The 23011-nt window shown below is 60.8% G+C and carries 23 protein-coding genes; 10 read left to right on the top strand and 13 right to left on the bottom strand.

Going from position 1 to position 23011, the window contains the following annotated elements:
• Positions 1-62: 62 nt before the first annotated feature.
• Together BLT00_RS10390 and BLT00_RS10385 are read right to left on the bottom strand one after the other, a co-directional pair.
• Positions 63-407: a ribbon-helix-helix domain-containing protein gene (locus tag BLT00_RS10390; protein WP_063324611.1), complete on the bottom strand. Its 345-nt coding sequence runs from the start codon at positions 405-407 to the stop codon at positions 63-65.
• 302 nt (positions 408-709) lie between these two features.
• The gene (locus BLT00_RS10385; RefSeq protein WP_092145112.1) at positions 710-1180 is read right to left on the bottom strand and encodes a Dps family protein; all 471 of its coding nucleotides are present in this window, start codon (positions 1178-1180) and stop codon (positions 710-712) included.
• Between BLT00_RS10385 and BLT00_RS10380 the strand changes: the two genes are divergently transcribed.
• Together BLT00_RS10380 and BLT00_RS32335 are read left to right on the top strand one after the other, a co-directional pair.
• Positions 1179-1397 carry a hypothetical protein gene (locus tag BLT00_RS10380; RefSeq protein ID WP_063324609.1) on the top strand — a complete coding sequence of 73 codons (219 nt, stop codon included), beginning with the start codon at positions 1179-1181 and terminating at the stop codon, positions 1395-1397. The two genes, BLT00_RS10385 and BLT00_RS10380, sit on opposite strands and share 2 nt — an antisense overlap.
• Before the next feature lie 177 nt (positions 1398-1574).
• Positions 1575-2180, top strand: a complete 606-nt coding sequence (locus tag BLT00_RS32335) for a cold-shock protein (RefSeq protein ID WP_003205048.1) — start codon at positions 1575-1577, stop codon at positions 2178-2180.
• A gap of 79 nt (positions 2181-2259) precedes the next feature.
• On the opposite strand, the gene BLT00_RS10370 is transcribed toward BLT00_RS32335, so the two are convergent.
• Both BLT00_RS10370 and BLT00_RS10365 read right to left on the bottom strand, forming a co-directional pair.
• Positions 2260-2466 carry a SlyX family protein gene (locus tag BLT00_RS10370; protein WP_003205050.1) on the bottom strand — a complete coding sequence of 69 codons (207 nt, stop codon included), beginning with the start codon at positions 2464-2466 and terminating at the stop codon, positions 2260-2262.
• Between the two features lie 3 nt (positions 2467-2469).
• Positions 2470-2895: an HIT family protein gene (locus BLT00_RS10365; protein ID WP_092145111.1), complete on the bottom strand. Its 426-nt coding sequence runs from the start codon at positions 2893-2895 to the stop codon at positions 2470-2472.
• A gap of 887 nt (positions 2896-3782) precedes the next feature.
• On the opposite strand from BLT00_RS10365, the gene BLT00_RS10360 reads away from it, so the two are divergent.
• Complete coding sequence (locus BLT00_RS10360; protein ID WP_092145109.1) at positions 3783-5039, top strand: OprD family porin; 1257 nt, start codon at positions 3783-3785, stop codon at positions 5037-5039.
• A gap of 162 nt (positions 5040-5201) precedes the next feature.
• Here BLT00_RS10360 and BLT00_RS10355 read toward each other — a convergent pair whose 3' ends face one another.
• Both BLT00_RS10355 and BLT00_RS10350 read right to left on the bottom strand, forming a co-directional pair.
• Entirely contained in the window at positions 5202-6044 is an 843-nt protein-coding gene (locus tag BLT00_RS10355; protein ID WP_063324606.1) for a mechanosensitive ion channel family protein, read from the bottom strand.
• Positions 6045-6198: 154 nt separating this feature from the next.
• Positions 6199-6684 (bottom strand): YajQ family cyclic di-GMP-binding protein, encoded by a 486-nt coding sequence (locus BLT00_RS10350; RefSeq protein ID WP_060740892.1) that lies wholly within the window; start codon positions 6682-6684, stop codon positions 6199-6201.
• A 142-nt stretch (positions 6685-6826) separates the two neighbouring features.
• On the opposite strand from BLT00_RS10350, the gene BLT00_RS10345 reads away from it, so the two are divergent.
• From BLT00_RS10345 to BLT00_RS10335, 3 genes are read left to right on the top strand one after another with little or no spacing between them, the layout of a single operon-like run.
• Positions 6827-7744: a putative 2-dehydropantoate 2-reductase gene (locus BLT00_RS10345; protein WP_092145107.1), complete on the top strand. Its 918-nt coding sequence runs from the start codon at positions 6827-6829 to the stop codon at positions 7742-7744.
• A 46-nt stretch (positions 7745-7790) separates the two neighbouring features.
• On the top strand, positions 7791-9827 hold the full coding sequence (locus tag BLT00_RS10340) for a sensor histidine kinase (RefSeq protein WP_092145105.1): 2037 nt from the start codon (positions 7791-7793) through the stop codon (positions 9825-9827).
• A gap of 2 nt (positions 9828-9829) precedes the next feature.
• Complete coding sequence (locus tag BLT00_RS10335; RefSeq protein ID WP_092145103.1) at positions 9830-10411, top strand: cob(I)yrinic acid a,c-diamide adenosyltransferase; 582 nt, start codon at positions 9830-9832, stop codon at positions 10409-10411.
• A 137-nt stretch (positions 10412-10548) separates the two neighbouring features.
• Here BLT00_RS10335 and BLT00_RS10330 read toward each other — a convergent pair whose 3' ends face one another.
• The 4 genes from BLT00_RS10330 to secA form a co-directional block, all read right to left on the bottom strand.
• Positions 10549-11493, bottom strand: coding sequence for a Nudix family hydrolase (locus BLT00_RS10330; RefSeq protein ID WP_092145101.1), 945 nt, complete (start codon positions 11491-11493; stop codon positions 10549-10551).
• Positions 11490-12122, bottom strand: coding sequence for a glutathione S-transferase family protein (locus BLT00_RS10325; RefSeq protein ID WP_092145099.1), 633 nt, complete (start codon positions 12120-12122; stop codon positions 11490-11492). Before BLT00_RS10325 ends, BLT00_RS10330 begins: the two co-directional genes overlap by 4 nt.
• A gap of 89 nt (positions 12123-12211) precedes the next feature.
• Positions 12212-13429: a bifunctional glutamate N-acetyltransferase/amino-acid acetyltransferase ArgJ gene (argJ, locus tag BLT00_RS10320; RefSeq protein WP_057452545.1), complete on the bottom strand. Its 1218-nt coding sequence runs from the start codon at positions 13427-13429 to the stop codon at positions 12212-12214.
• Between the two features lie 123 nt (positions 13430-13552).
• Positions 13553-16288, bottom strand: a complete 2736-nt coding sequence (gene secA / locus BLT00_RS10315; RefSeq protein ID WP_092145097.1) for a preprotein translocase subunit SecA — start codon at positions 16286-16288, stop codon at positions 13553-13555.
• 306 nt (positions 16289-16594) lie between these two features.
• Here secA and BLT00_RS10310 point away from each other — a divergent pair, with 306 nt between their 5' ends.
• Positions 16595-17050: a DUF721 domain-containing protein gene (locus BLT00_RS10310; RefSeq protein WP_092145095.1), complete on the top strand. Its 456-nt coding sequence runs from the start codon at positions 16595-16597 to the stop codon at positions 17048-17050.
• A gap of 64 nt (positions 17051-17114) precedes the next feature.
• On the opposite strand, the gene BLT00_RS10305 is transcribed toward BLT00_RS10310, so the two are convergent.
• Entirely contained in the window at positions 17115-18602 is a 1488-nt protein-coding gene (locus tag BLT00_RS10305) for a helicase HerA-like domain-containing protein (protein ID WP_092145094.1), read from the bottom strand.
• A gap of 343 nt (positions 18603-18945) precedes the next feature.
• Here BLT00_RS10305 and BLT00_RS10300 point away from each other — a divergent pair, with 343 nt between their 5' ends.
• From BLT00_RS10300 to BLT00_RS10290, 3 genes are read left to right on the top strand one after another with little or no spacing between them, the layout of a single operon-like run.
• The gene (locus BLT00_RS10300; RefSeq protein WP_086936729.1) at positions 18946-20037 is read left to right on the top strand and encodes an N-acetylglucosaminyl phosphatidylglycerol synthase; all 1092 of its coding nucleotides are present in this window, start codon (positions 18946-18948) and stop codon (positions 20035-20037) included.
• A 16-nt stretch (positions 20038-20053) separates the two neighbouring features.
• Complete coding sequence (locus tag BLT00_RS10295; RefSeq protein WP_092145092.1) at positions 20054-20821, top strand: N-acetylglucosaminyl phosphatidylglycerol deacetylase; 768 nt, start codon at positions 20054-20056, stop codon at positions 20819-20821.
• The gene (locus tag BLT00_RS10290; RefSeq protein ID WP_092145090.1) at positions 20818-21813 is read left to right on the top strand and encodes a glucosaminyl phosphatidylglycerol flippase; all 996 of its coding nucleotides are present in this window, start codon (positions 20818-20820) and stop codon (positions 21811-21813) included. Before BLT00_RS10295 ends, BLT00_RS10290 begins: the two co-directional genes overlap by 4 nt.
• A 4-nt stretch (positions 21814-21817) precedes the next feature.
• Here the strand turns inward: BLT00_RS10290 and BLT00_RS31830 are convergent, their stop codons facing one another.
• Together BLT00_RS31830 and purU are read right to left on the bottom strand one after the other, a co-directional pair.
• Positions 21818-21991 carry a hypothetical protein gene (locus tag BLT00_RS31830; RefSeq protein WP_170862114.1) on the bottom strand — a complete coding sequence of 58 codons (174 nt, stop codon included), beginning with the start codon at positions 21989-21991 and terminating at the stop codon, positions 21818-21820.
• An 89-nt stretch (positions 21992-22080) separates the two neighbouring features.
• Positions 22081-22929: a formyltetrahydrofolate deformylase gene (gene purU / locus BLT00_RS10285; protein WP_003205089.1), complete on the bottom strand. Its 849-nt coding sequence runs from the start codon at positions 22927-22929 to the stop codon at positions 22081-22083.
• Between the last annotated feature and the right edge of the window lie 82 nt (positions 22930-23011).

Here is a 23011-nt window from a genome sequence, read left to right as displayed (position 1 = left end):
CAGCCGTAAGACCGCACAGGCCGTTTGCAGTCCGACTCAGTCATCGACAGGGCAGCTACCCGTCAATGACAGTCCGCCACCTGCGACACGGTCTCCTTCAAACCGTGCACCACGCATACAACACGCACCAGCGCGCTGAAATTGCGTACCCCGCCATGGCGCAGGTGCACCTCTCTGTCGACATGGGACAGCAACGTACTGATGGAACAGCTGTTGAGCTGGGCCATGTCGCCGAGGATATCCCAATAGACCTGCTCCAGCCGCAGACAGGTGGCGAACCCGTTCAGACGAATGGATCGGGCCAGGGGACGCACCAGTTGCATGTCGAACCCCCTGACGAACGGATCGACGCTGATGGACTGAAAGCGTCCACGCACACCCTCCTCCGGTTCCTTTCCTTGAATCATACCGTTGACACTCCTTTGCCATACGAGCCTCTCAGTTGGAACAATCCACCTGTGGCTCTATGGAAGCTCAACGGCATCGCCAGTTCCAGACGACTTTATGACCATGGGCGTAGGACAAGCCAACAGCAGGCAGGCGACGAATTACGCCGTCCTACACCTGTGGCGAGGGAGCTTGCTCCCGCTCGACTGCGCAGCAGGCGCAAAATCTTCCAGCCTCCAAAGAATCAGCGTCTGGTATGGGGGTCGCTTCGCAACCCAGCGGGAGCAAGCTCCCTCGCCAGGACATTACAACGCGCTCCCTATTAGTTTTCCAACAGCGCGCGCAGCATCCACGCGGTCTTTTCGTGAACTTGCATGCGCTGGGTTAGCAGGTCGGCGGTGGGCTCATCACTGACCTTGTCCAATAAGGGAAAGATGCCACGGGCCGTACGTGTCACCGCTTCCTGGCCCTCGACCAGTTGCCGGATCATGTCTTCGGCGCCAGGCACGCCTTCCTCTTCCTTAATAGAAGACAGGCGCGCGTACACCGAGTAGGCCCCCGGAGCCGGGAAACCCAGGGCGCGGATGCGCTCGGCAATCAGGTCCACCGCCAGGGCCAGCTCGTTGTATTGCTCCTCGAACATCAGGTGCAGGGTGCGAAACATCGGCCCCGTGACGTTCCAGTGGAAATTGTGGGTCTTGAGATACAGCACATAAGTGTCCGACAGCAGGCGCGAAAGCCCGTCGACGATGGATTTGCGGTCTTCTTCACTGATACCGATATCAATTGCCATGCTGGTTGATCTCCTGACGGTGATGAATTCGACAACGCCCCAAACTCTAGTGGTTTTGGCCGCCGATGGCCTGCGACAGATCGCCAGCCCTCCTGAACCGACAAGCCGGGGCAGCGGGCGGTTCCGACACCTCGAGGAATTCAACGCCGTTTGCCTGGCACCTTCAAGCATCGGCGAGTTTTTCCTGGCCGACGAACAGCGCGGTGCGCGCCCGTAACGGGTTTGAGAAGGCCCGAGCTTTACTGTTAAATAGGCAGTGTGTCGCTACGCTTATTTTCCCGGGTGTGGCGCATAGGCTGATTCGGGTACGTGTCCAACGCCTCTCATTGTTTCGAAGCGAACCGTCCCCGACCCGCTCTTCCTTGTGATCTGTCTTAACCGTGAGCCAATCAAAATGTTGAAAATCGTCCACTTGCTAATGGGCGCAGCTGCCCTGCTGCTGTCCTTCATCCCTAGCCTGGGTTCCGAAGCCACACCTTACCTGCAACACCCCGATGCACTGTACCTGGCCTTTTTCGGCCTGCTCAACCTGACCCTTGCACCCGTCATCCCTTACTGGAACAAAGGTCCACGTCACCAACTGCAAAACCTGGTCAGCGCCCTGCTGGTACTGGCCGTTGCCCTGCAAACCCTGGCCCTGCTGGCACCCATGCCGGAAATCGGCGGTCAACCGGCCATTCTGTTCAGCCTGGGTGCGGCACTGCTAGCCGTGGCACTGCACCTGGCCGTCAGCTTCTACAAGAAGTCGTCGCCGGCCGCCGCTGCGCAGAACTACGACATGTCCAACCGCGATACCGGCACGGTGAAGTGGTTCAATACGTCCAAAGGGTTCGGTTTCATCTCCCGCGACTCCGGCGATGACATTTTCGTGCATTTCCGGGCCATTCGTGGCGAAGGCCATCGCGTCCTGGTGGAAGGCCAGCGCGTGGAGTTCTCCGTGATGAACCGCGACAAGGGCCTGCAGGCCGAAGATGTGATCGCCGCGCTGCCGCGCCGCTGATCCCTGCCCCTAAAAAAACCGCGATGCAGCCTGGCTGCTCGCGGTTTTTTATTGCCCGTCAAACGAGAGTCGGGCCCAGTCAGTAGTGAGGAGGCGGCGCCTCTTCTTCGAACGACTCGAACTGCCCGGCCATTTCTTCCTGGCGCTTGAGCAACGCCGCCATCTGCAGTTGCAGACGCTCGACGATCCGCTGCTGCTCCACAAGCACATCGTTCAATGCCTGGATGGTGTCATCCTGAAACGCCAGGCGGCTTTCCAGATCGGTTACGCGGTCTTCAAGGTTCATGGTTCAGCCCTCCAGAAACTTGAAATCATCGGTCAAGGCCATTCGCAACCGTTCACGAATGGCCGCGACCTGCCCTGCATTATAAGGCTGGGCCGGGTGCTTGCCCCAGACCGGCGCGGGCCAGGCGGCGTCATCCCGTTTGCGCACGATGACGTGCATGTGCAGTTGACTGACAACGTTACCCAAGGTTGCAACGTTCATCTTGTCGGCATCGAACGAATCCTTGAGGGTTTCGGCCAACGCCGTGGTTTCTTTCCACAGCTGTTGTTGATCAACGTCATCCAATTGAAATAATTCGCTGATATCTTCCCGCCGCGGTACGAGGATGAACCACGGGTAGTTCGAATCGTTGGACAAGAGCAGTCGGCACAATGGGAAATCACCGATGGGCAATGTGTCTTGTTGCAGTCGTGGATCTAAAGCGAACACCGCGTGTACTCCTCGCTCGTTATCGGTTCTGCCCGGTTTGGCGGCCTACGGGCCTGCATCGGACTCAGATGCGCAGCATACCCGCGAACGCCGGATCGATCACGGTGTACCGTCCTGATGCTCGTCCTGCGAAGTTTTTTCAACACACAGCATCAACCTGTGCAAGCTGACGCACCAACACAGCGCAAGCGGCACCACACAGTCCTGACAGGACCGTGCCAGGGGCCCACGCAAGGCCTCGGCGTTGTAAGATTTTCGTACAGCCGGAAAATTTTTTGCACCAAAACAGCACAGTGCGTCTACGCTCAGTGCACAAAGCATCCGTGATCTACTCACTGGGTAGGGTGAACCGGTAACGTTTTTGATTGTCTCGCCGCGTTTGTCGGCGTCAATCACGAGAGCCGCACACGAGTCAACCCTATTTAAAACAAGGCCTTTGGAGCCCGGTTTCATGAGGTTTCACCGCGTCAACCGGTGAAATGTGAAAAAAATGTAAACAAAATTCGGGTTTGAGCATGCTTGTTGCATTCATCCCCGCACTGTCCAAAGGCCTCGCCGGAAGCGAGCACCTGCCGACATACAAATTAAAGTGGCAAGGCTGCCCACAGGAGCTTCAAGCGCGGTAATGACGGACTCTTTACACCGATGCCGGAAAAGAAAAAACAACATTAAGTTGTGGATACGGTTGCGTCGGACCAGCTGAAATGCGACATGGATCGAGCCATTGGCGACATGGTCGTAAAGAAGCTGAAAGGTTGAATGGGCAAGTATCGCCAAAGAATGTCGACGTGATATAAGTTTGCGCCGACACAAAAAGAAAGAGCCGCCCAGATAAAAAAACAGGTGGGACGGCAGTACTCTTCTAAAAACCAAAGGAGCAAATCACGATGCGCGTGATGAAGTGGAGCATGATCGCACTGGCTGTATCGGCCAGTACCTCGCAGTTCGCAATGGCCTCTTCCCAGGAAGAATCCAAGGGTTTTATTGAAGATCAGAGCTTGACTGTTCTGACCCGTGCGCTGTACATGAACCGTGATTTCAAGAACAACCCAAGCACTTCACAAAGTTATCGTGAAGAGTCTGGTGTTGCCGCTCGTGCCATCTACGAGTCGGGTTTCACTCAAGGTACCGTTGGTGTAGGCGTTGATGGCTTCGCATTTGGCACCGTTCGCATTGATGGCGGTAGCGGTCGTGCCGGTAACGGTCTGTTCGCTCGTGACAGCGACGGCAACCTGGAAGACACACAATCGAAGGTGGGCGGCGCGGTTAAATTCCGTCTGTCCGACACCGTCCTGAAATACGGTAACCAGTTCACCACCAGCCCGGTTTTCTCGACTGACGACAGCCGTCTGCTGCCAGAAGTTGCCACGGGTACGCTGATCACCAGCAAAGAAATCAAAGGCTTGGAGTTGAGCGCAGGTCATTTCAACGCCATCAGCTCGCAAACTGGCATGGGAGATGACGGCCTTGGCCTGAAATCTGCTGACATCGTTGGCGCAACCTACCAGTTCACCGACAATTTCGTAGCAGGCGTAGCGGCTTCCGACGTTGAAGATCACTACAAAAAGAAATACATCAACCTGAACTACACCCTGCCGATCAACGAAGATCAGTCCCTGAACTTCGACTTCAACGGTTATGACAGCCAGGATCAGGGCCAGAAAATCAGCGGCGATGTTGACAACCGTATCTGGTCCCTCGCAGCAGCCTATGCCATCGGTGCCCACAAGTTCACCCTGGCTCACCAGCGCTCCTCCGGTGACAGCGGCTATGTGTATGGCGTTGACGGCGGCGGTACCATTTTCCTCGCCAACTCCATCCAGTACTCCGACTTCAACGGTCAGGACGAGCGCTCCTGGCAGGCTCGCTACGACCTGAACATGAAGACCTACGGCGTTCCTGGCCTGAGCTTCATGACTCGTTACGTCAAAGGTGACAACATCTCCACTGGCGGTGAAGAAGGTAAAGAGCACGAACTGGACTTCGAAACCAAGTACGTTCTGCAAAGCGGTCCAGCCAAAGACCTGTCTTTCCGCCTGCGTACTGCGTTCTACCGTGCAAACACCGCTTATAACGAAGCCGGCCAAGTCACTGACAACAATGACACCCGTCTGATCATCGAATACCCACTGAGCATCTTGTAATTCAGTGCTAATTCGATAGCTGCACCCGCAACAAACAAAAACCGCTCACCTGATCCAGGTGAGCGGTTTTTTTATATCCACCGCATGTCAGCTTTAACACAGCTTGTTAAATAGCAAGCTAACTAAACATAACCTGACCCCAGGCCAAGTTATAGCGAATCATTATTGCGCTGCTCCTTCCTGAACCACCCGAATCACTCGCTGTGGAAACGGAATATCAATACCCGCGTCCTTCAAGCGATCCCGCGCTTGTTCATTGAGCATGAACATCACACTCCAATAATCCGCAGTCTTCACCCAGATACGCAGCGACACCGTGATGGAACTGTCGCCCAAGGTGGAAATCACCGCTTCAGGCGCCGGATCCGCCAGCACACGCTCATCCTTGGCCAGGTCCAGCAGCACTTCCCGGGCTTTTTGCAGGTCGGCCTGGTAATCCACGCCGACATCGAACACCACCTTGCGGGTCGGCTGGCGGTTGGTGTTGGTAATGATGCCGTTCGAGAGATTGCCGTTGGGCACAATGACAGTCTTGTTGTCACCGGTGCGCAACACGGTGTGGAAGATCTGGATGCTGTCGACCGTACCGGCCACACCTTGGGCTTCGATCCAGTCACCGATGCGGAACGGACGGAACAGCAGGATCAACACGCCACCCGCGAAGTTCGCCAGGCTGCCTTGCAGGGCCAGGCCAATCGCCAGACCGGCGGCACCAATGGCGGCAACGAACGAAGTGGTTTCCACACCGATCATCGAAGCGACGCTGACGATCAACAATATCTTCAGAATGATGTTGGCCAGGGTACTGATGAACCCTTGCAGCGCCAGGTCAGCGTTACGCAGGGCCAGCAGCGCACCCAGTTTCTGCGTGACTTTGTTGATCAACCACCAACCGATGGCCAGGGTGATGACGGCCAGCAACACGCGGCTGCCGTATTCCATGATCATGGGGATCCAGGTCTGGGAAGCCTTGACCAGGTTGTCCACTTCAGCATTCAAGTCCATCAAATTCTCCTTTATTCCTGTTACCACTAAAAAACCTGCAGAGACTCATTGTGGCGAGGGAGCTTGCTCCCGCTGGCTGCGTAGCAGCCCCTTATAGGTGGGCGCTTCGCACCCAAGCGGGAGCAAGCTCCCTCGCCACAGGGTCACTGAAGTATCAATCGCGGAAATTATTGAATTGCAGTGGCATGCCGAATTCCTTGCCGCGCAGTGCCGCAATGGCTTCCTGCAAGTCGTCACGCTTTTTGCCGGTGACTCGCACCTGCTCGCCCTGGATGGCGGCTTGCACCTTGAGCTTGGCGTCCTTGATATGAGCGACGATCTTCTTCGCCAGTTCCTTGTCGATGCCTTCCTTGAGCACGGCTTCCTGCTTCATCAGCTTGCCCGAGGCATAGGCGTCCTTGACCTCGAGGCACTGCACGTCGATCTTGCGCTTGACCAGCGCCAGCTTGAGGATCTCGATCATCGCCTCGAGCTGGAACTCGGCCTCGGCGGTCAGGTTCACGGTCAGGTCTTTTTCCTTGAACTCGAAACTGCCCTTGCCCTTGAGGTCATAACGACGGTCGAGTTCCTTGACGGCGTTTTCAACCGCGTTGGTGACTTCGTGCTTGTCCAGTTCGGATACCACGTCGAATGACGGCATGTAGTGTTCTCCAAATAAAAAGGCGCGCCAGTATCATCGGCGCGCGCTTGGCTTGTGGTTAAAATCGGGCTCATTATAACGGCTCTTTTCCTGCCGACACTGCGAGCCCTCAGATGCCTGCGCCAATCCGAGTAAAAAACTGATGTCGACCACCTGGCATGTCCTGGGGGCCGGCAGTCTCGGCACGTTGTGGGCCACGCGCCTGGCCCGGGCCGGGTTGCCGGTTCGGCTGGTGCTGCGCAACGAAGCCCGCCTGCAAGCCTACCGAAGCGCCGGCGGCCTGACGCTGGTGGAACAGGGCCAGGCGCAGAGCTACCCGATACCTGGCGAAACGGCGAACAACCCAGAACCGATCAGGCGCCTGCTGTTGGCCTGCAAAGCCTATGACGCGGAAGCGGCCGTGGCCTCGGTGGCCCATCGCCTGGACGCCGAATCGGAACTTATCCTGTTGCAGAACGGCCTCGGCAGCCAGGACGCGGTGGCCAATTGTGTGCCCCAAGCCCGGTGCATCAGCGCCTCCAGCACCGAAGGCGCGTTCCGCGACGGTGACTGGCGCGTGGTATTCGCCGGCCACGGCTACACCTGGCTGGGCGATCCTGCTCACCCAGTGGCGCCGTTCTGGCTCGACGACCTGGCCGCCGCTGGCATTCCCCACGAATGGAGCGCCGACATCCTCACCCGGCTCTGGCGCAAGCTGGCGCTCAATTGTGCGATCAACCCGCTGACCGTGCTGCATCACTGCAAGAACGGCGGCTTGCAGGAACACCGTTGCGAAGTGGCGACCTTGTGCGCGGAGCTCACCGACCTGCTCGAACGCTGCGGCCAGCCCGCGGCGGCCGAAGATTTGCAGCCGGAAGTCGAACGGGTGATCCAGGCCACGGCCGCCAATTATTCCTCGATGTACCAGGATGTCGCCAATCGGCGCCGCACCGAAATCAGCTACTTGCTCGGTTATGCCTGCAAGGTCGCCCAACGCCATGAACTGAGCGTGCCGCACCTGGAACAACTGCGACAGCGACTGATTGTCCACTTGCACAACCTCGGATTGCCCAGCGACTGAGCAGCGGCTACGCTGGCCCTCGTATTCCTTTTTAGCGACGAGTCTGATGCCATTGCGCCAGCGCCTTGAAAACCTCCCGGTCGGCCAGAAACTGCTGGCCGCCCTGTTGGTGTTGTTGACCACTGTCCTGCTGGTGGCCAACCTGACCTTTATCAGCGCCGCCTACTACATCTCCCAGGAAAGCATGGCGCCCCAGGCCCTGCAGACCATTGGCCGGCTGGTGGCCAATCCAAGCCTGATCTCCGACGCCCTGCAATCGCCACAAAGCGCCCAACGCTTGCTCGACGAGCTCAACAGCTACGCACCGCTGCGGGCGGCGGCGCTGTACGACGGCCAGGGCGAACGCCTGGCACAACTGCAACAGGGCGAAAAGCTCAAGCTGCCGGACCATTACCGCAACATACAAGCCTGGCAGGCGGGCGAATTTCGCAGCAACCAGGTCATCACCCTGCCCCGCCCCGGCACGGTGCCCGGCCATCTGTTACTGGTGGCCAGCAGCGAATTGCCGACCGCGTTCTACACCGGCACCCTGACTGCCAGCCTCGGCATCCTGATTTTCAGCGTGTTGCTGTGGCTGATCATTGCCCAGCAGATCAAGCGCCTGATCACCCAGCCAATCCATCAACTCGAAGAACTGTCACGCCAGGTCACCCGCGAAGAGAACTATGCCCTGCGTGCCGCACGCGGCAACCACGATGAGATCGGCAGTCTGGCCGAAGCGTTCAACACCATGCTCTCGCGCATCGAAGCCCGGGAGCAGCAACTCAAGCGCGCGCGGGACGACTCCCAGGCCGCCTACGACCAGGCCCAGGGCCTGGCGGAAGAAACCCGCCACACCAATCGCAAGCTGGAACTGGAAGTCCAGGTGCGTAGCAAGATCGAGAAAAAGCTCACCGGTTTCCAGAATTACCTCAACAGCATTATCGACTCCATGCCGTCGGCGCTGATCGCCCTCGACGAGCAGCTCTACGTCACCCAATGGAACCAGGAAGCCAGCGCCCTCTCCGGCACACGGCTGGACGAGGCGCTGAACCAGCCGATCTTCCTCGCCTTCGAACCGCTCAAACCCTACCTGCCCCAGCTCAAGCAAACCGTCGAGCAGCACACGGTGGCCAAGATCGAACGCGTCACTTGGACCAAGGACGACGAAGCCCGGCATTACGCCCTCACCTTCTACCCGCTGATGGGCGGCGCCGGGCGTGGCGTGGTCATCCGGATCGATGACATCACCCAGCGCCTGTCGCTGGAAGAAATGATGGTGCAATCGGAGAAAATGCTCTCGGTCGGCGGCCTCGCAGCGGGCATGGCCCATGAAATCAACAACCCGTTGGGTGCGATCCTGCACAACGTGCAGAACATCCGCCGTCGCCTGTCGCCGGAACTGCCCAAGAACCTCGAACAGGCCGAGCTGCTGGGTATCCAGTTAGAGGAGGTCAATCGTTACCTCCAGGGGCGGGAGATCCCGCAGTTGCTCGACGGTATCCAGCAAGCCGGCGCCCGGGCGGCAAAAATCGTCACCCACATGCTCAGTTTCAGTCGTCGCAGTACCCGGCAAATGGCGCCTTGCGACCTGCCCGCGCTGATCGACCAGGCAGTGGAAATCGCTGGCAACGACTTCGACCTGGCCATCGGTTTCGACTTCAAGGGCCAGGCGATCACCCGTCAGTTCGACCCGAACCTGGGCCCGGTGCCCGGCACGGCCAACGAGCTGGAACAGGTGCTGCTCAACCTGCTGAAAAACGCCGCCCAGGCGATCCATCAGCGCCAGGACGACAGCGAACCGGGGCGTATCATCCTGCGCACGCGGTTGAATCCGCCGTGGGCGGAAATCCAGGTCGAGGACAATGGCATTGGCATGAGCGAGAACGTGCGCAAACGTACCTTCGAACCTTTCTTCACCACCAAAGAGATCGGCCAGGGCACGGGCCTCGGGCTGTCGGTCTCGTATTTCATCATCACCAACAACCACAAGGGCCAGATGGAAGTGCAGTCGGCGCCAGGTCAAGGCACCTGCTTCACCTTGCGCCTGCCCCTGACCGGCACGTCGATGGTGCCGCAGGAAAACAGACAACTGGAGCGCTGAGCATGGGTTTTCGCCTGTCGAAGATTTACACCCGCACCGGCGACACAGGTGAAACCGGGTTGGGCGATGGTCGCCGCGTGGCAAAGGACCACCCACGGGTCGAGGCCATCGGCGAAGTGGATACGCTGAACAGTCAGCTGGGGTTGTTGCTGGCCGGGCTCGCCACTGAAACGACCCGGCATCCGGGGCTGAAGGAGGTCAGTGATGTGCTGGCGCCTTGTCAGCACCGTCTGTTCGACCTCGGCGGGGAACTGGCAATGCCGGCCTATCAGGCCTTGAACGTCGCAGAAATCGAGCGGCTGGAAGCGGCGATCGATGGGTGGAACGAGGAATTGGGCCCCCTGGAAAACTTCATCCTGCCAGGTGGCTCGACGCTGGTAGCCCAGGCCCACGTCTGCCGCAGCCTGGCCCGCAGCGCCGAGCGGCGTTGCCAGCAGTTGAACGCCATGGAGCCGCTGGCCGGGCCGGGGCTGGCCTATATCAATCGCTTGTCGGATCTGCTGTTCGTGGCCGCGCGGGTCATTGCCCGACGGCAAGGGGTGGCGGAAGTGCTTTGGGTGGCGGCGGCCAAGCCTGAGGGCTGATCACCTGCATGATCGTTCCCCACGCTCTGCGTGGGAACGCAGCCCGGGACGCTCCGCGTCCCCCTCCAGAGCCGAACGCGGAGCGTCCGTTGAGGCATTCCCACGCAGAGCGTGGGAACGATCGGTTCACTGCAGCTTCAAGCCTCTGGCCAAAACGCCCGAATCCCCGCCACACCCTGCGCCCCGGCCTCCCAGGCTTTTTGCCGCTCGCCAGGCCCGACCCCGCCCAACAGATAAACCGGCCTGTTGAAGTCCTCGATCAACCGCGCCGCCTCTGCCCACCCCAACGGCTGTGCATCGGGATGGGTCTGGGTCGGTTGCACCGGCGAGAGTGTCACGAAGTCCACGTCCATCTGCTGCGCCAGGGACAGTTCCTCGGCGTTATGGCAGGAGGCCGCCAGCCAGCGGTCCTTGCCAAACGGTCGACCGGCCGCTGCATGCTTGCGCAGTTGCGCGGCGGTAATGTGCCAGCCAGCGGAAGGAAAATCCCCCAGCCATTCGAACGGGCCCTTGAGCATCAGCTGGGCCTTGCCGGCACACAGCCCCGCCGCGTCCACCGCCAGATCACGGTATTGCGGGTCGTAACCGTTGGGGGCGCGTAGCTGGACCAACTTGATCCCACCGGCAATCGCCTTCTGCATGCCGCGCAGCAAGGCCGGTGTTTCAAGGCCGTCAGGCGTGATCAGGTACTCACCCGGCAAACGGGCCGCCGCGACAATCGGCTGATTGGCCGCCGGAAACTCATAGTTCGTCAGATCTCGGGCCGTCACCCAGGCCAACGGCTGCCCTTCGGCGCCGTGGGGCTGGCCGGTGAACGCCGAGACTTCCCAGACATCCAGCAACACCTGTTTGTCCGGGTAATCGTGGCGCACCTTGATCAACGGTCGGGCGGCATCGACGACAATGCACAGCTCTTCATGAAGTTCACGGGCCAGGGCGGTTTCAACGGACTCATCGGCCTCGACCTTGCCACCGGGGAACTCCCACAGGCCACCCTGGTGCTGGGTGTCGGCCCTTCGGGCGATCAGGATTTTACCGGCGGCGTCGCGAATGACCGCCGCCGCCACATGGACTCGTTTCACCGCGCAGTGTCCTCCAGGCCAGCGTGTTGCCACGCCTTGAACGCCGGCCATTGATAAAGGGTTTCGACGTAGGCCTCATCGACCTGCGACAGTTTCACCTGATAAGTGCGCAAGCGCACGGCAACAGGGGCAAAAAACGCATCGACCAGGCTCACGCGGCCAAACAGGTAAGGACCGGTTTCGGTCGCCGCGGCACGGCATTCGGCCCACAGCGTCAGCATCCGCTCGATTTCCACCTGGACGTCAGCCGGCATGGGTGACAGCGGTGCATCGTGCAGCAGGTCCATGGGCATGTGGTTGCGAATGGCGAAGAAGCCGCTGTGCATTTGTGCACAAGCCGAGCGCGCCTGGGCCCGGGCGGCAACGTCCTTGGGCCAGAGGCCGGCATCCGGGAACTGTTCGGCCAGGTATTCGGCAATCGCCAGGGAGTCGGCGATCACGCCGAACTCGGTCTTGAGCAGCGGGACCTTGGCCGTGGCCGAATACTTGAGCAGCTTCTCGCGGGTGTCGGGTTGGCCGAGCCTGACCAGCTCTTCGGTGTACTTCGCGCCGGTCAGCGCCAGGGCCAACGCGCCGCGCAGGGACCAGGAAGATAGATCTTTGTCGCCGATGATCAGGTGCATGCTCATACCTGGATTCCTTTCTTATGGTTCTGGGGTGTCTGTTCTGGCGCCATCGCGAGCAAGCTCGCGATGGCAGCAACTCGGTCCAGAGCCTGTTAAGTCCGGTACTCAGCGTTGATCTTGACGTACTCGTGGGACAGATCGGTGGTCCAGATGGTTTCGCTGCAATCACCCCGTCCCAGCTCGATACGGATGGTGATTTCTTCCTGTTGCATGACCGCCGCGCCCTGGGCTTCGGTGTAGGTCGCAGCGCGAGCGCCTTGGCTGGCGATGCAGACTTCGCCGAGGAACACATCGATCTTGCTCACGTCCAACTCAGGCACGCCGGCCCGGCCAACGGCGGCGAGAATGCGGCCCCAGTTCGGGTCGGAGGCGAACAGTGCGGTCTTGATCAGCGGCGAGTGCGCCACGGTGTAGCCGACATCCAGGCATTCCTGGTGATTGCCACCGCCGTTAACCTGCACGGTCACGAACTTGGTCGCGCCTTCGCCGTCACGCACGATGGCCTGGGCCACTTCCATGCACACTTCAAACACTGCCTGCTTCAGCGCCGCGAACAGCGGGCCGCTGGCTTCGGTGATTTCCGGCAGGCTGGCCTTGCCGGTGGCGATCAGCATGCAGCAGTCGTTGGTGGAAGTGTCGCCGTCGATGGTGATGCGGTTGAACGACTTGTTGGCGCCGTCAAGCATCAGGTCTTGCAGCACTTGGCGTGAGACCTTGGCGTCGGTGGCGATGTAGCCAAGCATGGTCGCCATGTTCGGGCGGATCATGCCTGCGCCTTTGCTGATACCGGTGACAGTGATGGTCACGCCATCGTGCTCGAACTGGCGGCTCGCGCCCTTGGGCAAGGTGTCGGTGGTCATGATGCCGGTGGCGGCGGCGGCCCAGTTGTTTTCCGACAGATCATCGAGAGCGGCTTGCAACGCACCTTCGATCTTCTCGACCGGCAGCGGCTCGCCGATCACGCCGGTGGAATACGGCAGCACCTGGCTGGCGTCGACACCGGTCAGTTCCGCCAGCTTGGCGCAGGTGCGCTCGGCAGCGGCCAGGCCTGGCGCGCCGGTACCGGCGTTGGCGTTACCGGTGTTGGTCAGCAAGTAACGCACCGGTCCCTGCACGCGTTGCTTGGCCAGGATGACCGGCGCGGCGCAAAAGGCGTTGAGGGTGAACACGCCAGCGACCGTCGAACCTTCGGCGCAACGCATGACCACGACATCCTTGCGCCCGGGGCGCTTGATGCCCGCCGAAGCGATACCGAGTTCAAAACCGGCAACCGGGTGCAACGTGGGCAACGGACCAAGACCAACAGCCATGAATGAGCTCCTAAATGAGATGTATATCGACGCCATCCTCATTGGGACGGCGAATCAAAATGGCAAAACGCCGCGACGGATAAAATCCGGTCGCGGCGCGGGTGGTTCAGCGTTGGAACGGGTTTATTGGATCTGCCCGTGGCAATGCTTGTATTTCTTGCCCGAACCGCAATAGCACAGTTCGTTACGACCCAGCTTCTGCTCGTTGCGCACCGGTGCGGTCGCCAAGGCGACATCCACATCGACGCCCTCTTCGGCGACCACTTCCAGGCCCGGGGCTTCGGCGTGTTCGAATTGCATGCGCGCAGCCAGGGCTTCGGCTTCCTGGCGCAGGCGGGCTTCTTCCTCGGCCGGGTCTTCGCGGCGAACCTGAACGTGAGACAGCACACGGATCGAGTCGCGCTTGATCGAGTCGAGCAACTCGGAGAACAGCGTGTAGGACTCGCGCTTGTACTCCTGCTTCGGGTTCTTCTGGGCGTAACCACGCAAATGGATCCCGTGACGCAGGTGGTCCATGGTCGAGAGGTGGTCTTTCCACAGGTCGTCCAGCACCCGCAGCACGATTTGCTTCTCGAAGGAGCGCAGCGCTTCGGCGCCGGCCTGGTCTTCTTTCTCGTTGTACGCGGCGATCAGTTCGGCCAGCAGCTTCTCGCGCAGGGTTTCTTCGTACAGGTGATCGTCTTCGTCGAGCCATTGCTGGATTGGCAACGCCACGCCGAAGTCGCTCTGCAAGGCGGCTTCCAGGCCAGCGACGTCCCACTGCTCCGGCAACGACTGCGGCGGAATGTGGGCACTGACGGTGGCGTTGAGCACGTCCTGGCGGAAATCGGCGATGGTTTCGCCAATGTTGTCGGCGGCCAACAAACTGTTACGCATGTGATAGATCACTTTACGCTGTTCGTTGTTGACGTCGTCGAACTCCAGCAGTTGCTTACGAATGTCGAAGTTGCGGCCTTCGACCTTGCGCTGGGCCTTCTCGATGGCGTTGGTCACCATGCGGTGCTCGATCGCCTCGCCCGGCTGCATGCCCAAGGCCTTCATGAAGTTCTTCACCCGGTCAGAGGCGAAGATGCGCATCAGGCTGTCTTCCAGGGACAGGTAGAAACGGCTGGAACCGGCGTCGCCCTGGCGACCGGCACGGCCACGCAGCTGGTTGTCGATACGACGCGACTCGTGACGCTCGGAAGCGATCACCTGCAAACCGCCGGATTCGAGCACCTGTTGGTGACGTTTCTGCCAATCGGCCTTGATCTGCGCGATCTGCTCGGGGGTCGGGCTTTCCAGGCTGGCAACTTCCACTTCCCAGTTGCCGCCCAAGAGGATGTCGGTACCACGGCCGGCCATGTTGGTGGCGATGGTCAGCGCACCCGGGCGACCGGCCTGGGCGATGATCTCGGCTTCCTTCTCGTGGAACTTGGCGTTGAGGACCTTGTGCTCGATGCCTTCCTTGTTGAGCAGGGCGGACATGTGCTCGGAAGTCTCGATGGTGGCAGTACCCACCAGGATCGGACGGCCCTGGGCCATGCCTTCCTTGATGTCGTTGATGATCGCCGCGTACTTCTCTTCGGCGGTCAGGAACACCAGGTCGTTGTAGTCTTTACGGGCCAATGGCTTGTTCGGCGGAATCACCACCACTTGCAGGCCGTAGATCTGGTGGAATTCGAACGCTTCGGTGTCGGCCGTACCGGTCATGCCGGACAGCTTGTTGTACAGGCGGAAGTAGTTCTGGAAGGTGGTCGAGGCCAGGGTCTGGCTCTCGGCCTGGATGTTCAGGCCTTCCTTCGCTTCGATGGCCTGGTGCAGGCCTTCGGACAGGCGACGACCCGGCATGGTACGGCCGGTGTGTTCGTCCACCAGTACGACCTGGCCGTCCTGCACGATGTATTCGACGTTGCGATGGAACAGCTTGTGCGCACGCAGGCCAGCATAAACGTGGGTCAGCAGGCCCAGGTTGTGGGCCGAGTACAGGCTCTCGCCTTCAGCCAGCAAACCAATACGGGTGAGCATTTCCTCGACGAACTGGTGACCCGCTTCGTTGAGCTCGACCTGACGGGTCTTCTCGTCAACGGTGTAGTGCCCGGGCTGGGTCACTTCGCCTTCGACTTCCTCGACGTGCAACTTGAGCTGCGGGATCAGCTTGTTGATCTCGATGTACAGCTTGGAGCTGTCCTCGGCCTGACCGGAAATGATCAGCGGGGTACGGGCTTCGTCGATGAGGATGGAGTCCACTTCGTCGATCACGGCAAAGTTGAGTTCACGCTGGAATTTTTCTTCCATGCTGAACGCCATGTTGTCGCGCAGGTAGTCGAACCCGAATTCGTTGTTGGTGCCGTAGGTGATGTCGGCGGCGTAGGCGGCGCGCTTCTCTTCCGGCGGCTGGAACGGCGTGACGACACCGACAGTCAGGCCGAGGAACTCGTAGAGCGGGCGCATCCAGTTGGCGTCGCGGCGGGCCAGGTAGTCGTTGACCGTCACGACGTGCACGCCCTTGCCGGACAGTGCGTTGAGGTACACGCCCAAGGTCGCCACGAGGGTCTTGCCCTCACCGGTACGCATTTCGGCGATCTTGCCTTCGTGCAAGGTCATGCCGCCGATCAACTGAACGTCGAAGTGGCGCATGCCCATGATCCGCTTGCCGGCTTCACGGGCGACCGCAAAGGCTTCAGGCAGGAGCTGGTCAAGGGTTTCCCCCTTGGCGATGCGGTCCTTGAATTCGGCAGTCTTGGCGCGTAACTGATCGTCCGAAAGGGCCACCATTTGCTCTTCGAAGGCATTGACAGTCTGTACCGTCTTGAGCATGCGCTTGACTTCACGCTCGTTCTTGCTTCCAAAAAGTTTCTTTAACAAAGGCGCAAACATATCGGCAGGATCTTCCACACTAAAGGGATGGAGGGCGGCCCCGTGAGTCGCCCGTGCAGCCCTCATGGCCGCATGCGAACGAGCATTCTACCCGGAAACGATGGAGAGGAAAGTGGCGTTATTCCACGATGCTGGCACAGCGCTGTGACGGGGCCTGCATAAAATAAGGGCTTTTGCGCGAACTTCAACCCACAAAAGGCAGAAGTTACGCTTTGGTTGCGCGGGTAAAAGCCGCTGGGTATCAGGCCGAGGCGTGCCCGGCGCTTTCTGCTACCATGGCGCCTCTGTCACTTGCGGTATTCACTCATGGCCTTCCGCCCTCTTCCAGCCAAGGCACCCGCCGTTCTGCTGCGCGAAGCCAAGCCGCTGAAAGCCATCTTTGGCCACGCCAAACGCCTGGGTCACTTGCAACGCCTGCTCGACAGCCAGTTGCAACCGGCCGCGCGCGAGCATTGCCACGTGGCCTCCTGGCGCGAAGGCAGCTTGCTGCTGATCGTCACCGACGGCCACTGGGCCACACGCCTGCGCTATCAGCAAAAACGCCTGCTACGCCAACTCCAGGCGTTCGAAGAATTCACCAACCTGACGCGGATCCTGTTCAAGGTGCAACCGCCCACCGTCCAGGTCGGCGCCAAAGGGCACACGCTGGATTTGTCCACCGACGCCGCGGCGACTATCCAGGCCACGGCGGACGGCATCACCGACCCCAACCTGCGGGCGGCGCTGGAACGGTTGGCGGCGCATGCCAGGCCCAAGGGCTGAGAGTTTCGGCGCCTGTTGAACCGCTATCGCGAGCAAGCTCGCGATGGTGGCAACTCGGTCCTGACTACCGGCGCTTGCTGCCACCGAGCAACGACCCCATCAACCCACGCACCAATTGCCGCCCCAACTGATTGGCCGCCTGGCGCATCGCCGATTTAAGCGCCTGACCGGCCGCGGTGCCGAGAAATTCCCCGGCCTTTTCGGTGAAGCTCGGTTCTTCCGCCGTCGGCTTACCCGGTGCCTCTTCGGCCTGCGGTTCCAGCCCTTTGCGGCCCATCAGCACTTCATAGGCCGACTCGCGATCAATGGGCTTGTCATAGCGCCCTTGCAGCGACGAGCTGGCGATCAACCCGGCGCGCTCAGCCTCGCTCAGCGGCCCGATGCGTGATTGCGGCGGCGCCACCAACACGCGCTGGACCATTTCCGGCGTGCCTTTTTCCTGCAAGGTGCCCACCAGGGCTTCACCGATGCCCAGTTCGGTCAGCACCGCCAGGGCATCGAACTGCGGGTTGGGCCGGAAACCGTCGGCCACCGCCCGCAGGGATTTCTGCTCCTTGGCAGTGAAGGCCCGCAAGCCGTGCTGAATGCGCAAGCCCAACTGCGCCAGCACGTCATCCGGCAAATCGCCCGGCGACTGGGTCACGAAATACACCCCCACGCCCTTGGAACGGATTAGCCGAACCACTTGTTCCAGGCGCTCCTGCAAGGCCTTGGGCGTCCCGGCAAAGAGCAGGTGCGCCTCGTCGAAGAACAGCGCCAGCAGCGGTTTGTCTGCATCGCCGCGCTCGGGCAACTGCTCGAACAGCTCGGCCAGCAGCCACAACAGGAACGTCGCGTAGACCTTCGGTGCTTCATGGACCAGGCGGCTGGCGTCGAGCAAGTGGATGCGGCCACGGCCATCGCTGGCCGGTTGCAGGATGTCTTCGAGCTGCAAGGCTGGCTCGCCGAACAACGCGTCCGCCCCCTGCTGTTCCAGGGTGGACAAGCGTCGCAACAACGCCTGGCTGGAACCGGTGGTCATCAAGGCCGCGTCGTCCCCCAGCAATTCTGGGTTGTCCTTGAGATGGTTGAGCAGCGCCTTCAGGTCCTTGAGGTCCAGCAACAACAGGCCTTCGCGGTCGGCCACCTTGAACGCGGCGTAGAGCGCCGACTGCTGGCTGTCCGTCAGCTCCAGCAGACTGCCGATCAACAATGGGCCCATCTCGCTCAGGGTGGTGCGCAATGGATGCCCGGACTGGCCGTGGATATCCCACAAGGTCACCGGGTAAGCCTGGGGCTTGTGGTTGAGCCAGGGCATGCCGGCGATACGCTCGGCGATCTTGCCCTGGGGATTGCCGGCAGCGCCCAGGCCGCACAGGTCACCCTTGATGTCCGCTGCGAACACCGCCACGCCGGCATCACTGAACATTTCGGCCAGGCGCTGCAAGGTGACGGTCTTGCCGGTACCGGTGGCGCCTGCCACCAGACCATGACGGTTCGCCAGGCGCATGGCCTGGGCGATAGGCTGGCCGCCAAGGTCGGCCCCGATAACGAGTTGCGATGAGTCAGGCATGTAGTCACCCGTGGTGTTTGCGATATGACGCCATTTTGCACACTTATATAAAAGCATGCCTGGCGCATTAAGCCCCTGGCGCTGGAAATAAAAACCGCATGTGATCGCACTCATGTGGCGAGGGAGCTTGCTCCCGCTGGGCTGCGAAGCGGCCCCAAAATCTTGGGAGTGCTTCGCACTGGAGCGCCAGCCCGGTCCAGCGGGAGCAAGCGCCCTCGCCACGTATTCATTTACATAGCCGCCACGTCACCATAACCCCAACCGAACATCTATTCTTACTAAAGGTCAACACAGGAGAACACTGACCGGAGGGACGTTCATCGTGCATATAGCGGACATAACCATGTTCTACGCCCCCGCCAGCGGAGGCGTGCGCACTTATCTGGATGCCAAGCACCGGCGCCTGGGCGATCGGCCCGGTATTCGCCACAGTCTGTTGATCCCCGGCGCGCATTTGAGCGAGCACGATGGGATCTACAAGGTTCCGGCCCCTGCACTGCCGTTCGGCAAGGGCTATCGTTTCCCCCTTCGCCTGGCTCCCTGGCGCAATGTCCTGCGCGATCTACAGCCCGATCTGATTGAAGTCGGCGATCCCTACCTCACGGCGTGGGCCGCGCTGGATGCCCGTCGCCAGCTCGACGTGCCCGTCATCGGTTTCTATCACTCCGACCTGCCACTGCTGGTCAGCAACCGCATGGGCAACTGGTTCACCCCCAACATCGAAGCCTATGTCAGCAAGTTGTACGGCAACTTCGACCGGGTCCTGGCGCCGAGCCAGGTCATGGCCGACAAACTGACCGGGTTGGGGGTCAAGAACGTCTACGTGCAACCGTTGGGCGTCGACCTGCAAACCTTCAACCCGGCCGCCCGCGACCCGGAGTTGCGCGCCGAGCTGGGCATCGCCGAAGACGCGCGCCTGCTGATTTTCGCCGGTCGCGGCTCCAAGGAAAAAAACCTGCCGGTGCTGCTCAAGTGCATGAAACGCCTGGGAGAGCGCTACCACCTGCTCCTGGTGGGCTCATCGATGCCCGCCTTGGTGCCGGACAACGTCACGGTGATCGATGAATTCTGCCCGGCGCCGCAAGTCGCCCGGCTCATGGCCAGCGCCGATGCCTTGCTGCACGCCGGAGACCAGGAAACCTTCGGCCTGGTGATCCTCGAAGCGATGGCCAGTGGCATTCCCGTGGTGGCAGTGGCGGCCGGGGCCTTTACCGAAATCGTCAACGAAGACTGCGGCCTGCTGTGCATGCCCAACAATCCACAGGCCATGGCCAATGCCGTGCGCCAACTGTTTTCCGAAGGTTGTCAGCGCCGGGGGATATTGGCACGCCGGCACGTGGAGCGTCATTACGCCTGGGATACCGTGGTCAACAGCTTGCTGGGGCACTACTACGCCGTGCTCGGCGAACAAATGCCGTTGCTGGCCAATGGTTGAGGCGAGGACCGTGTCGATGAGTTCTTCGCCCAGCGTGCTATTGGTGCTGCACGACGTGGCACCGCAAACCTGGCCCGACTATCAGCCCTTCGTCGAAGCCGTTGACGCCCTCGGCCACGTGCCGATGACCTGGTTGGTGGTACCTGACTTTCACCGCAACAATGCCTTGGAGGCTCACCCCGGCTTTCGGCGCCTGCTCAATAGCCGGGTCGAGCGTGGCGACGAGCTGGTGTTGCATGGCTACTACCATTGCGACGACGGCCCTGTCGCCCGCCACCCCAAGGACTGGTTCATGCGCCGGATCTATACCCATGAGGGTGAGTTCTACAACCTGTCCGAGGTCGCCGCCCTCGCCCGCCTGCGCGCCGGTATCGACACCTTTGAACGCTACCACTGGCCACTGGAGGGTTTCGTCGCCCCGGCCTGGCTGATGAGCGAAGGCACGCGCCAAGCCTTGCGCCAGTTACCGCTGAGCTACACCAGTGACACCCAACACCTCTATCGCCTGCCCGACTTCAGCGCCATCGACGCGCCGGGGCTGGTCTGGAGTGCCCGCAGTGCCTGGCGCCGTGGCCTGTCGAAAGTCATCAGCGACCAGCGTGAACAGCGCTGGCGCCAGGCCCCGGTGATTCGCCTGGGCCTGCATCCGGTGGACATGCGCCATAGCTTTTCCCGGGACTATTGGCTGCGCACCCTCGAACGCCTGCTCAACGACGGTCGCGTGCCGATGACCAAGGTCGGCTGGCTGGCAACCCAGGGGCTGCGTGCCCGCAGCGCCGCATGAAACGGCTGATCTGGCTGGGCGCCGCCCTGCTCACGGCGCTGTTGGTGCCGCTGCTGGTCGGTGGTGGGGAAATGTGGTCGCGGGTGCAGCGCTTTCCCTTGTCGCTACTGCTGGCCATGCTCGGCATGATCGTGCTGTGCTGGGCCTTGAACTCCGTGCGCTTGCGCCTGCTGCTGGGGGAACACCGTGGGCGCATCGGCAGGCTGAAAAGCATCGGCGTGGTGATGTCCACCGAGTTCGCCATGTGCGCGACGCCCGGTGGCAGTGGCGGCCCACTGACGCTGATGGCCCTGCTGGCACGCAACGGCGTGCGCCCGGCCCATGGCAGCGCGGTGTTTGCCATGGATCAGTTGAGCGACTTGCTGTTCTTCCTCTGCGCCTTGGTGGGCATTCTGTTTTATGCGCTGTTCCAGAACCTCAGCCAGCGCATGGAGTGGATGCTGGGGTTGAGTGCGGTTTCAATGTTTGGCGGACTGTTCGCCTGCGCACTGGTGGCCCGCTTCCATCGCCGACTGATCCTGCTGGGCGCGCGGCTGCTGTGCCATTTGCGGGTCAAGGGCAGCACCCGCCGACGCTGGGCGCGCAAGATCCTGCACTTTCTCGCGGCCTTTACCGATACCTTGAAATTGCCACGGCAGACGCTGTTCCAGGTCTTTGGCCTGACGTGCCTGCACTGGGCCCTGCGCTACAGCGTGTTGTACCTGGCGTTGAAAGGGTTGGGCGCGGACTTGCAGTGGGCCTGGAGTTTCCTGATCCAGATGCTGTCCTTGAGCGCGGGGCAATTCAGCCTCTTGCCCGGCGGTGCCGGGGCGGCCGAGGTGACCTCGGCGGCGTTGCTGGCTCCCATGGTGGGCAAATCCACGGCGGCGGCAGCGATCCTGATCTGGCGAGCGGTGACCTATTACTTTTACCTGGTGGCCGGCGGACCGGTGTTCTTCCTGATGGTCGGGCGCCCCCTGATCAAGAAGCTGATAAAGCTCAAGCAGGCCTGAGCGATCAGCGCTTCTGCCCGGGCTCATCCTGGGGATGTAACTGCTCCCACAGTTGCGCGGCATCGGGGAACTCAGTGCCATCCTCGGGCCCCAGTGCATCAGGGTCGTAGCGGCTCAGGCAGCCTTCGCCCAGGGTGTCCGGCGCACGGGAGGTGGCTTTATCCAGTGGATCGGTCATGGTGCAAGGTTGTCCCTGAAGGTTTCATGAATCATTGTGCTTCAGTAAAAAGGCCTGGCGATCGCTCGTCCAGGCCCTTTGCAGTGTGGTCAGAACACCACGGTCTTGTTGCCGTGCACCAGCACCCGGTCTTCCAGGTGATAACGCAGGCCCCGGGCCAACACCATCTTCTCTACGTCACGGCCGAAACGCACCATGTCTTCGATGCTGTCGCTGTGGCTGACGCGCACCACGTCCTGCTCGATGATCGGGCCGGCATCCAGCTCTTCGGTCACGTAGTGGCAGGTGGCGCCAATCAACTTCACGCCGCGCATCGAGGCCTGGTGGTACGGCTTGGCCCCGACGAACGACGGCAGGAAACTGTGGTGGATGTTGATGACCTTATGGGCGTATTCGCGGCACAAGGCCGGCGGCAGGATCTGCATGTAGCGGGCCAGCACCACCACCTCGGCATCATGCTGCTTGACCAACCGCGAGACTTCGGCGAACGCCGGCTGCTTGTCCTGCGGGTTGACCGGCACGTGGTAGTAAGGGATGCCGTGCCATTCCACCATGCTGCGCAAGTCGTCATGGTTGGAAATCACACAGGCGATGTCGCAATCGAGCTCATCGCTGTGCCAGCGGTGCAACAGGTCGGCCAGGCAGTGGGACTCACGACTGGCCATCAGCACCACGCGCTTTTTCTGCGCGGTGTCGGTGATACGCCAGTCCATCGAGAACTCTTCGGCAATGGGGGCGAATGCTTCACGGAAGGCTTCGATACCGAAGGGCAGCGAGTCGGCACGAATCTCGTGACGCATGAAAAACCAACCGCTTTGATTGTCCGAGTGATGGCTTGCTTCGGTGATCCAGCCGTTATGGGACGCCAGAAAGTTACTGACTTTAGCAACGATGCCGACGCGGTCCGGGCAAGCAATCACCAGACGAAAAGTGCGCATTAGGGAAACTCCAGAACTTCGCAAAGGCGGCCATTCTAGCCATTGCGCGGCAAAACTGCAGTATCGATGAGACGCCAAATCT

Origin of the sequence: Pseudomonas sp. NFACC51 (assembly GCF_900103575.1) — a bacterium.
GTDB classification, from domain to species: domain Bacteria; phylum Pseudomonadota; class Gammaproteobacteria; order Pseudomonadales; family Pseudomonadaceae; genus Aquipseudomonas; species Aquipseudomonas fluorescens_Q.
The sequence above is the reverse complement of the archived record's forward strand: the minus strand, read 5'-3'. Positions and strand labels throughout refer to the sequence as shown.

Coding starts and splice junctions, on each gene's coding strand:
- BLT00_RS10390 (WP_063324611.1), bottom strand. CDS start 407: ATGATTCAAGGAAAGGAACCGGAGGAGGGTGTGCGTGGACGCTTTCAG.
- BLT00_RS10380 (WP_063324609.1), top strand. CDS start 1,179: ATGCTGGTTGATCTCCTGACGGTGATGAATTCGACAACGCCCCAAACT.
- BLT00_RS10385 (WP_092145112.1), bottom strand. CDS start 1,180: ATGGCAATTGATATCGGTATCAGTGAAGAAGACCGCAAATCCATCGTC.
- BLT00_RS32335 (WP_003205048.1), top strand. CDS start 1,575: ATGTTGAAAATCGTCCACTTGCTAATGGGCGCAGCTGCCCTGCTGCTG.
- BLT00_RS10370 (WP_003205050.1), bottom strand. CDS start 2,466: ATGAACCTTGAAGACCGCGTAACCGATCTGGAAAGCCGCCTGGCGTTT.
- BLT00_RS10360 (WP_092145109.1), top strand. CDS start 3,783: ATGCGCGTGATGAAGTGGAGCATGATCGCACTGGCTGTATCGGCCAGT.
- BLT00_RS10355 (WP_063324606.1), bottom strand. CDS start 6,044: ATGGACTTGAATGCTGAAGTGGACAACCTGGTCAAGGCTTCCCAGACC.
- BLT00_RS10350 (WP_060740892.1), bottom strand. CDS start 6,684: ATGCCGTCATTCGACGTGGTATCCGAACTGGACAAGCACGAAGTCACC.
- BLT00_RS10345 (WP_092145107.1), top strand. CDS start 6,827: ATGTCGACCACCTGGCATGTCCTGGGGGCCGGCAGTCTCGGCACGTTG.
- BLT00_RS10340 (WP_092145105.1), top strand. CDS start 7,791: ATGCCATTGCGCCAGCGCCTTGAAAACCTCCCGGTCGGCCAGAAACTG.
- BLT00_RS10335 (WP_092145103.1), top strand. CDS start 9,830: ATGGGTTTTCGCCTGTCGAAGATTTACACCCGCACCGGCGACACAGGT.
- BLT00_RS10325 (WP_092145099.1), bottom strand. CDS start 12,122: ATGAGCATGCACCTGATCATCGGCGACAAAGATCTATCTTCCTGGTCC.
- argJ (WP_057452545.1), bottom strand. CDS start 13,429: ATGGCTGTTGGTCTTGGTCCGTTGCCCACGTTGCACCCGGTTGCCGGT.
- secA (WP_092145097.1), bottom strand. CDS start 16,288: ATGTTTGCGCCTTTGTTAAAGAAACTTTTTGGAAGCAAGAACGAGCGT.
- BLT00_RS10310 (WP_092145095.1), top strand. CDS start 16,595: ATGGCCTTCCGCCCTCTTCCAGCCAAGGCACCCGCCGTTCTGCTGCGC.
- BLT00_RS10305 (WP_092145094.1), bottom strand. CDS start 18,602: ATGCCTGACTCATCGCAACTCGTTATCGGGGCCGACCTTGGCGGCCAG.
- BLT00_RS10300 (WP_086936729.1), top strand. CDS start 18,946: ATGTTCTACGCCCCCGCCAGCGGAGGCGTGCGCACTTATCTGGATGCC.
- BLT00_RS10295 (WP_092145092.1), top strand. CDS start 20,054: ATGAGTTCTTCGCCCAGCGTGCTATTGGTGCTGCACGACGTGGCACCG.
- BLT00_RS10290 (WP_092145090.1), top strand. CDS start 20,818: ATGAAACGGCTGATCTGGCTGGGCGCCGCCCTGCTCACGGCGCTGTTG.
- BLT00_RS31830 (WP_170862114.1), bottom strand. CDS start 21,991: ATGACCGATCCACTGGATAAAGCCACCTCCCGTGCGCCGGACACCCTG.
- purU (WP_003205089.1), bottom strand. CDS start 22,929: ATGCGCACTTTTCGTCTGGTGATTGCTTGCCCGGACCGCGTCGGCATC.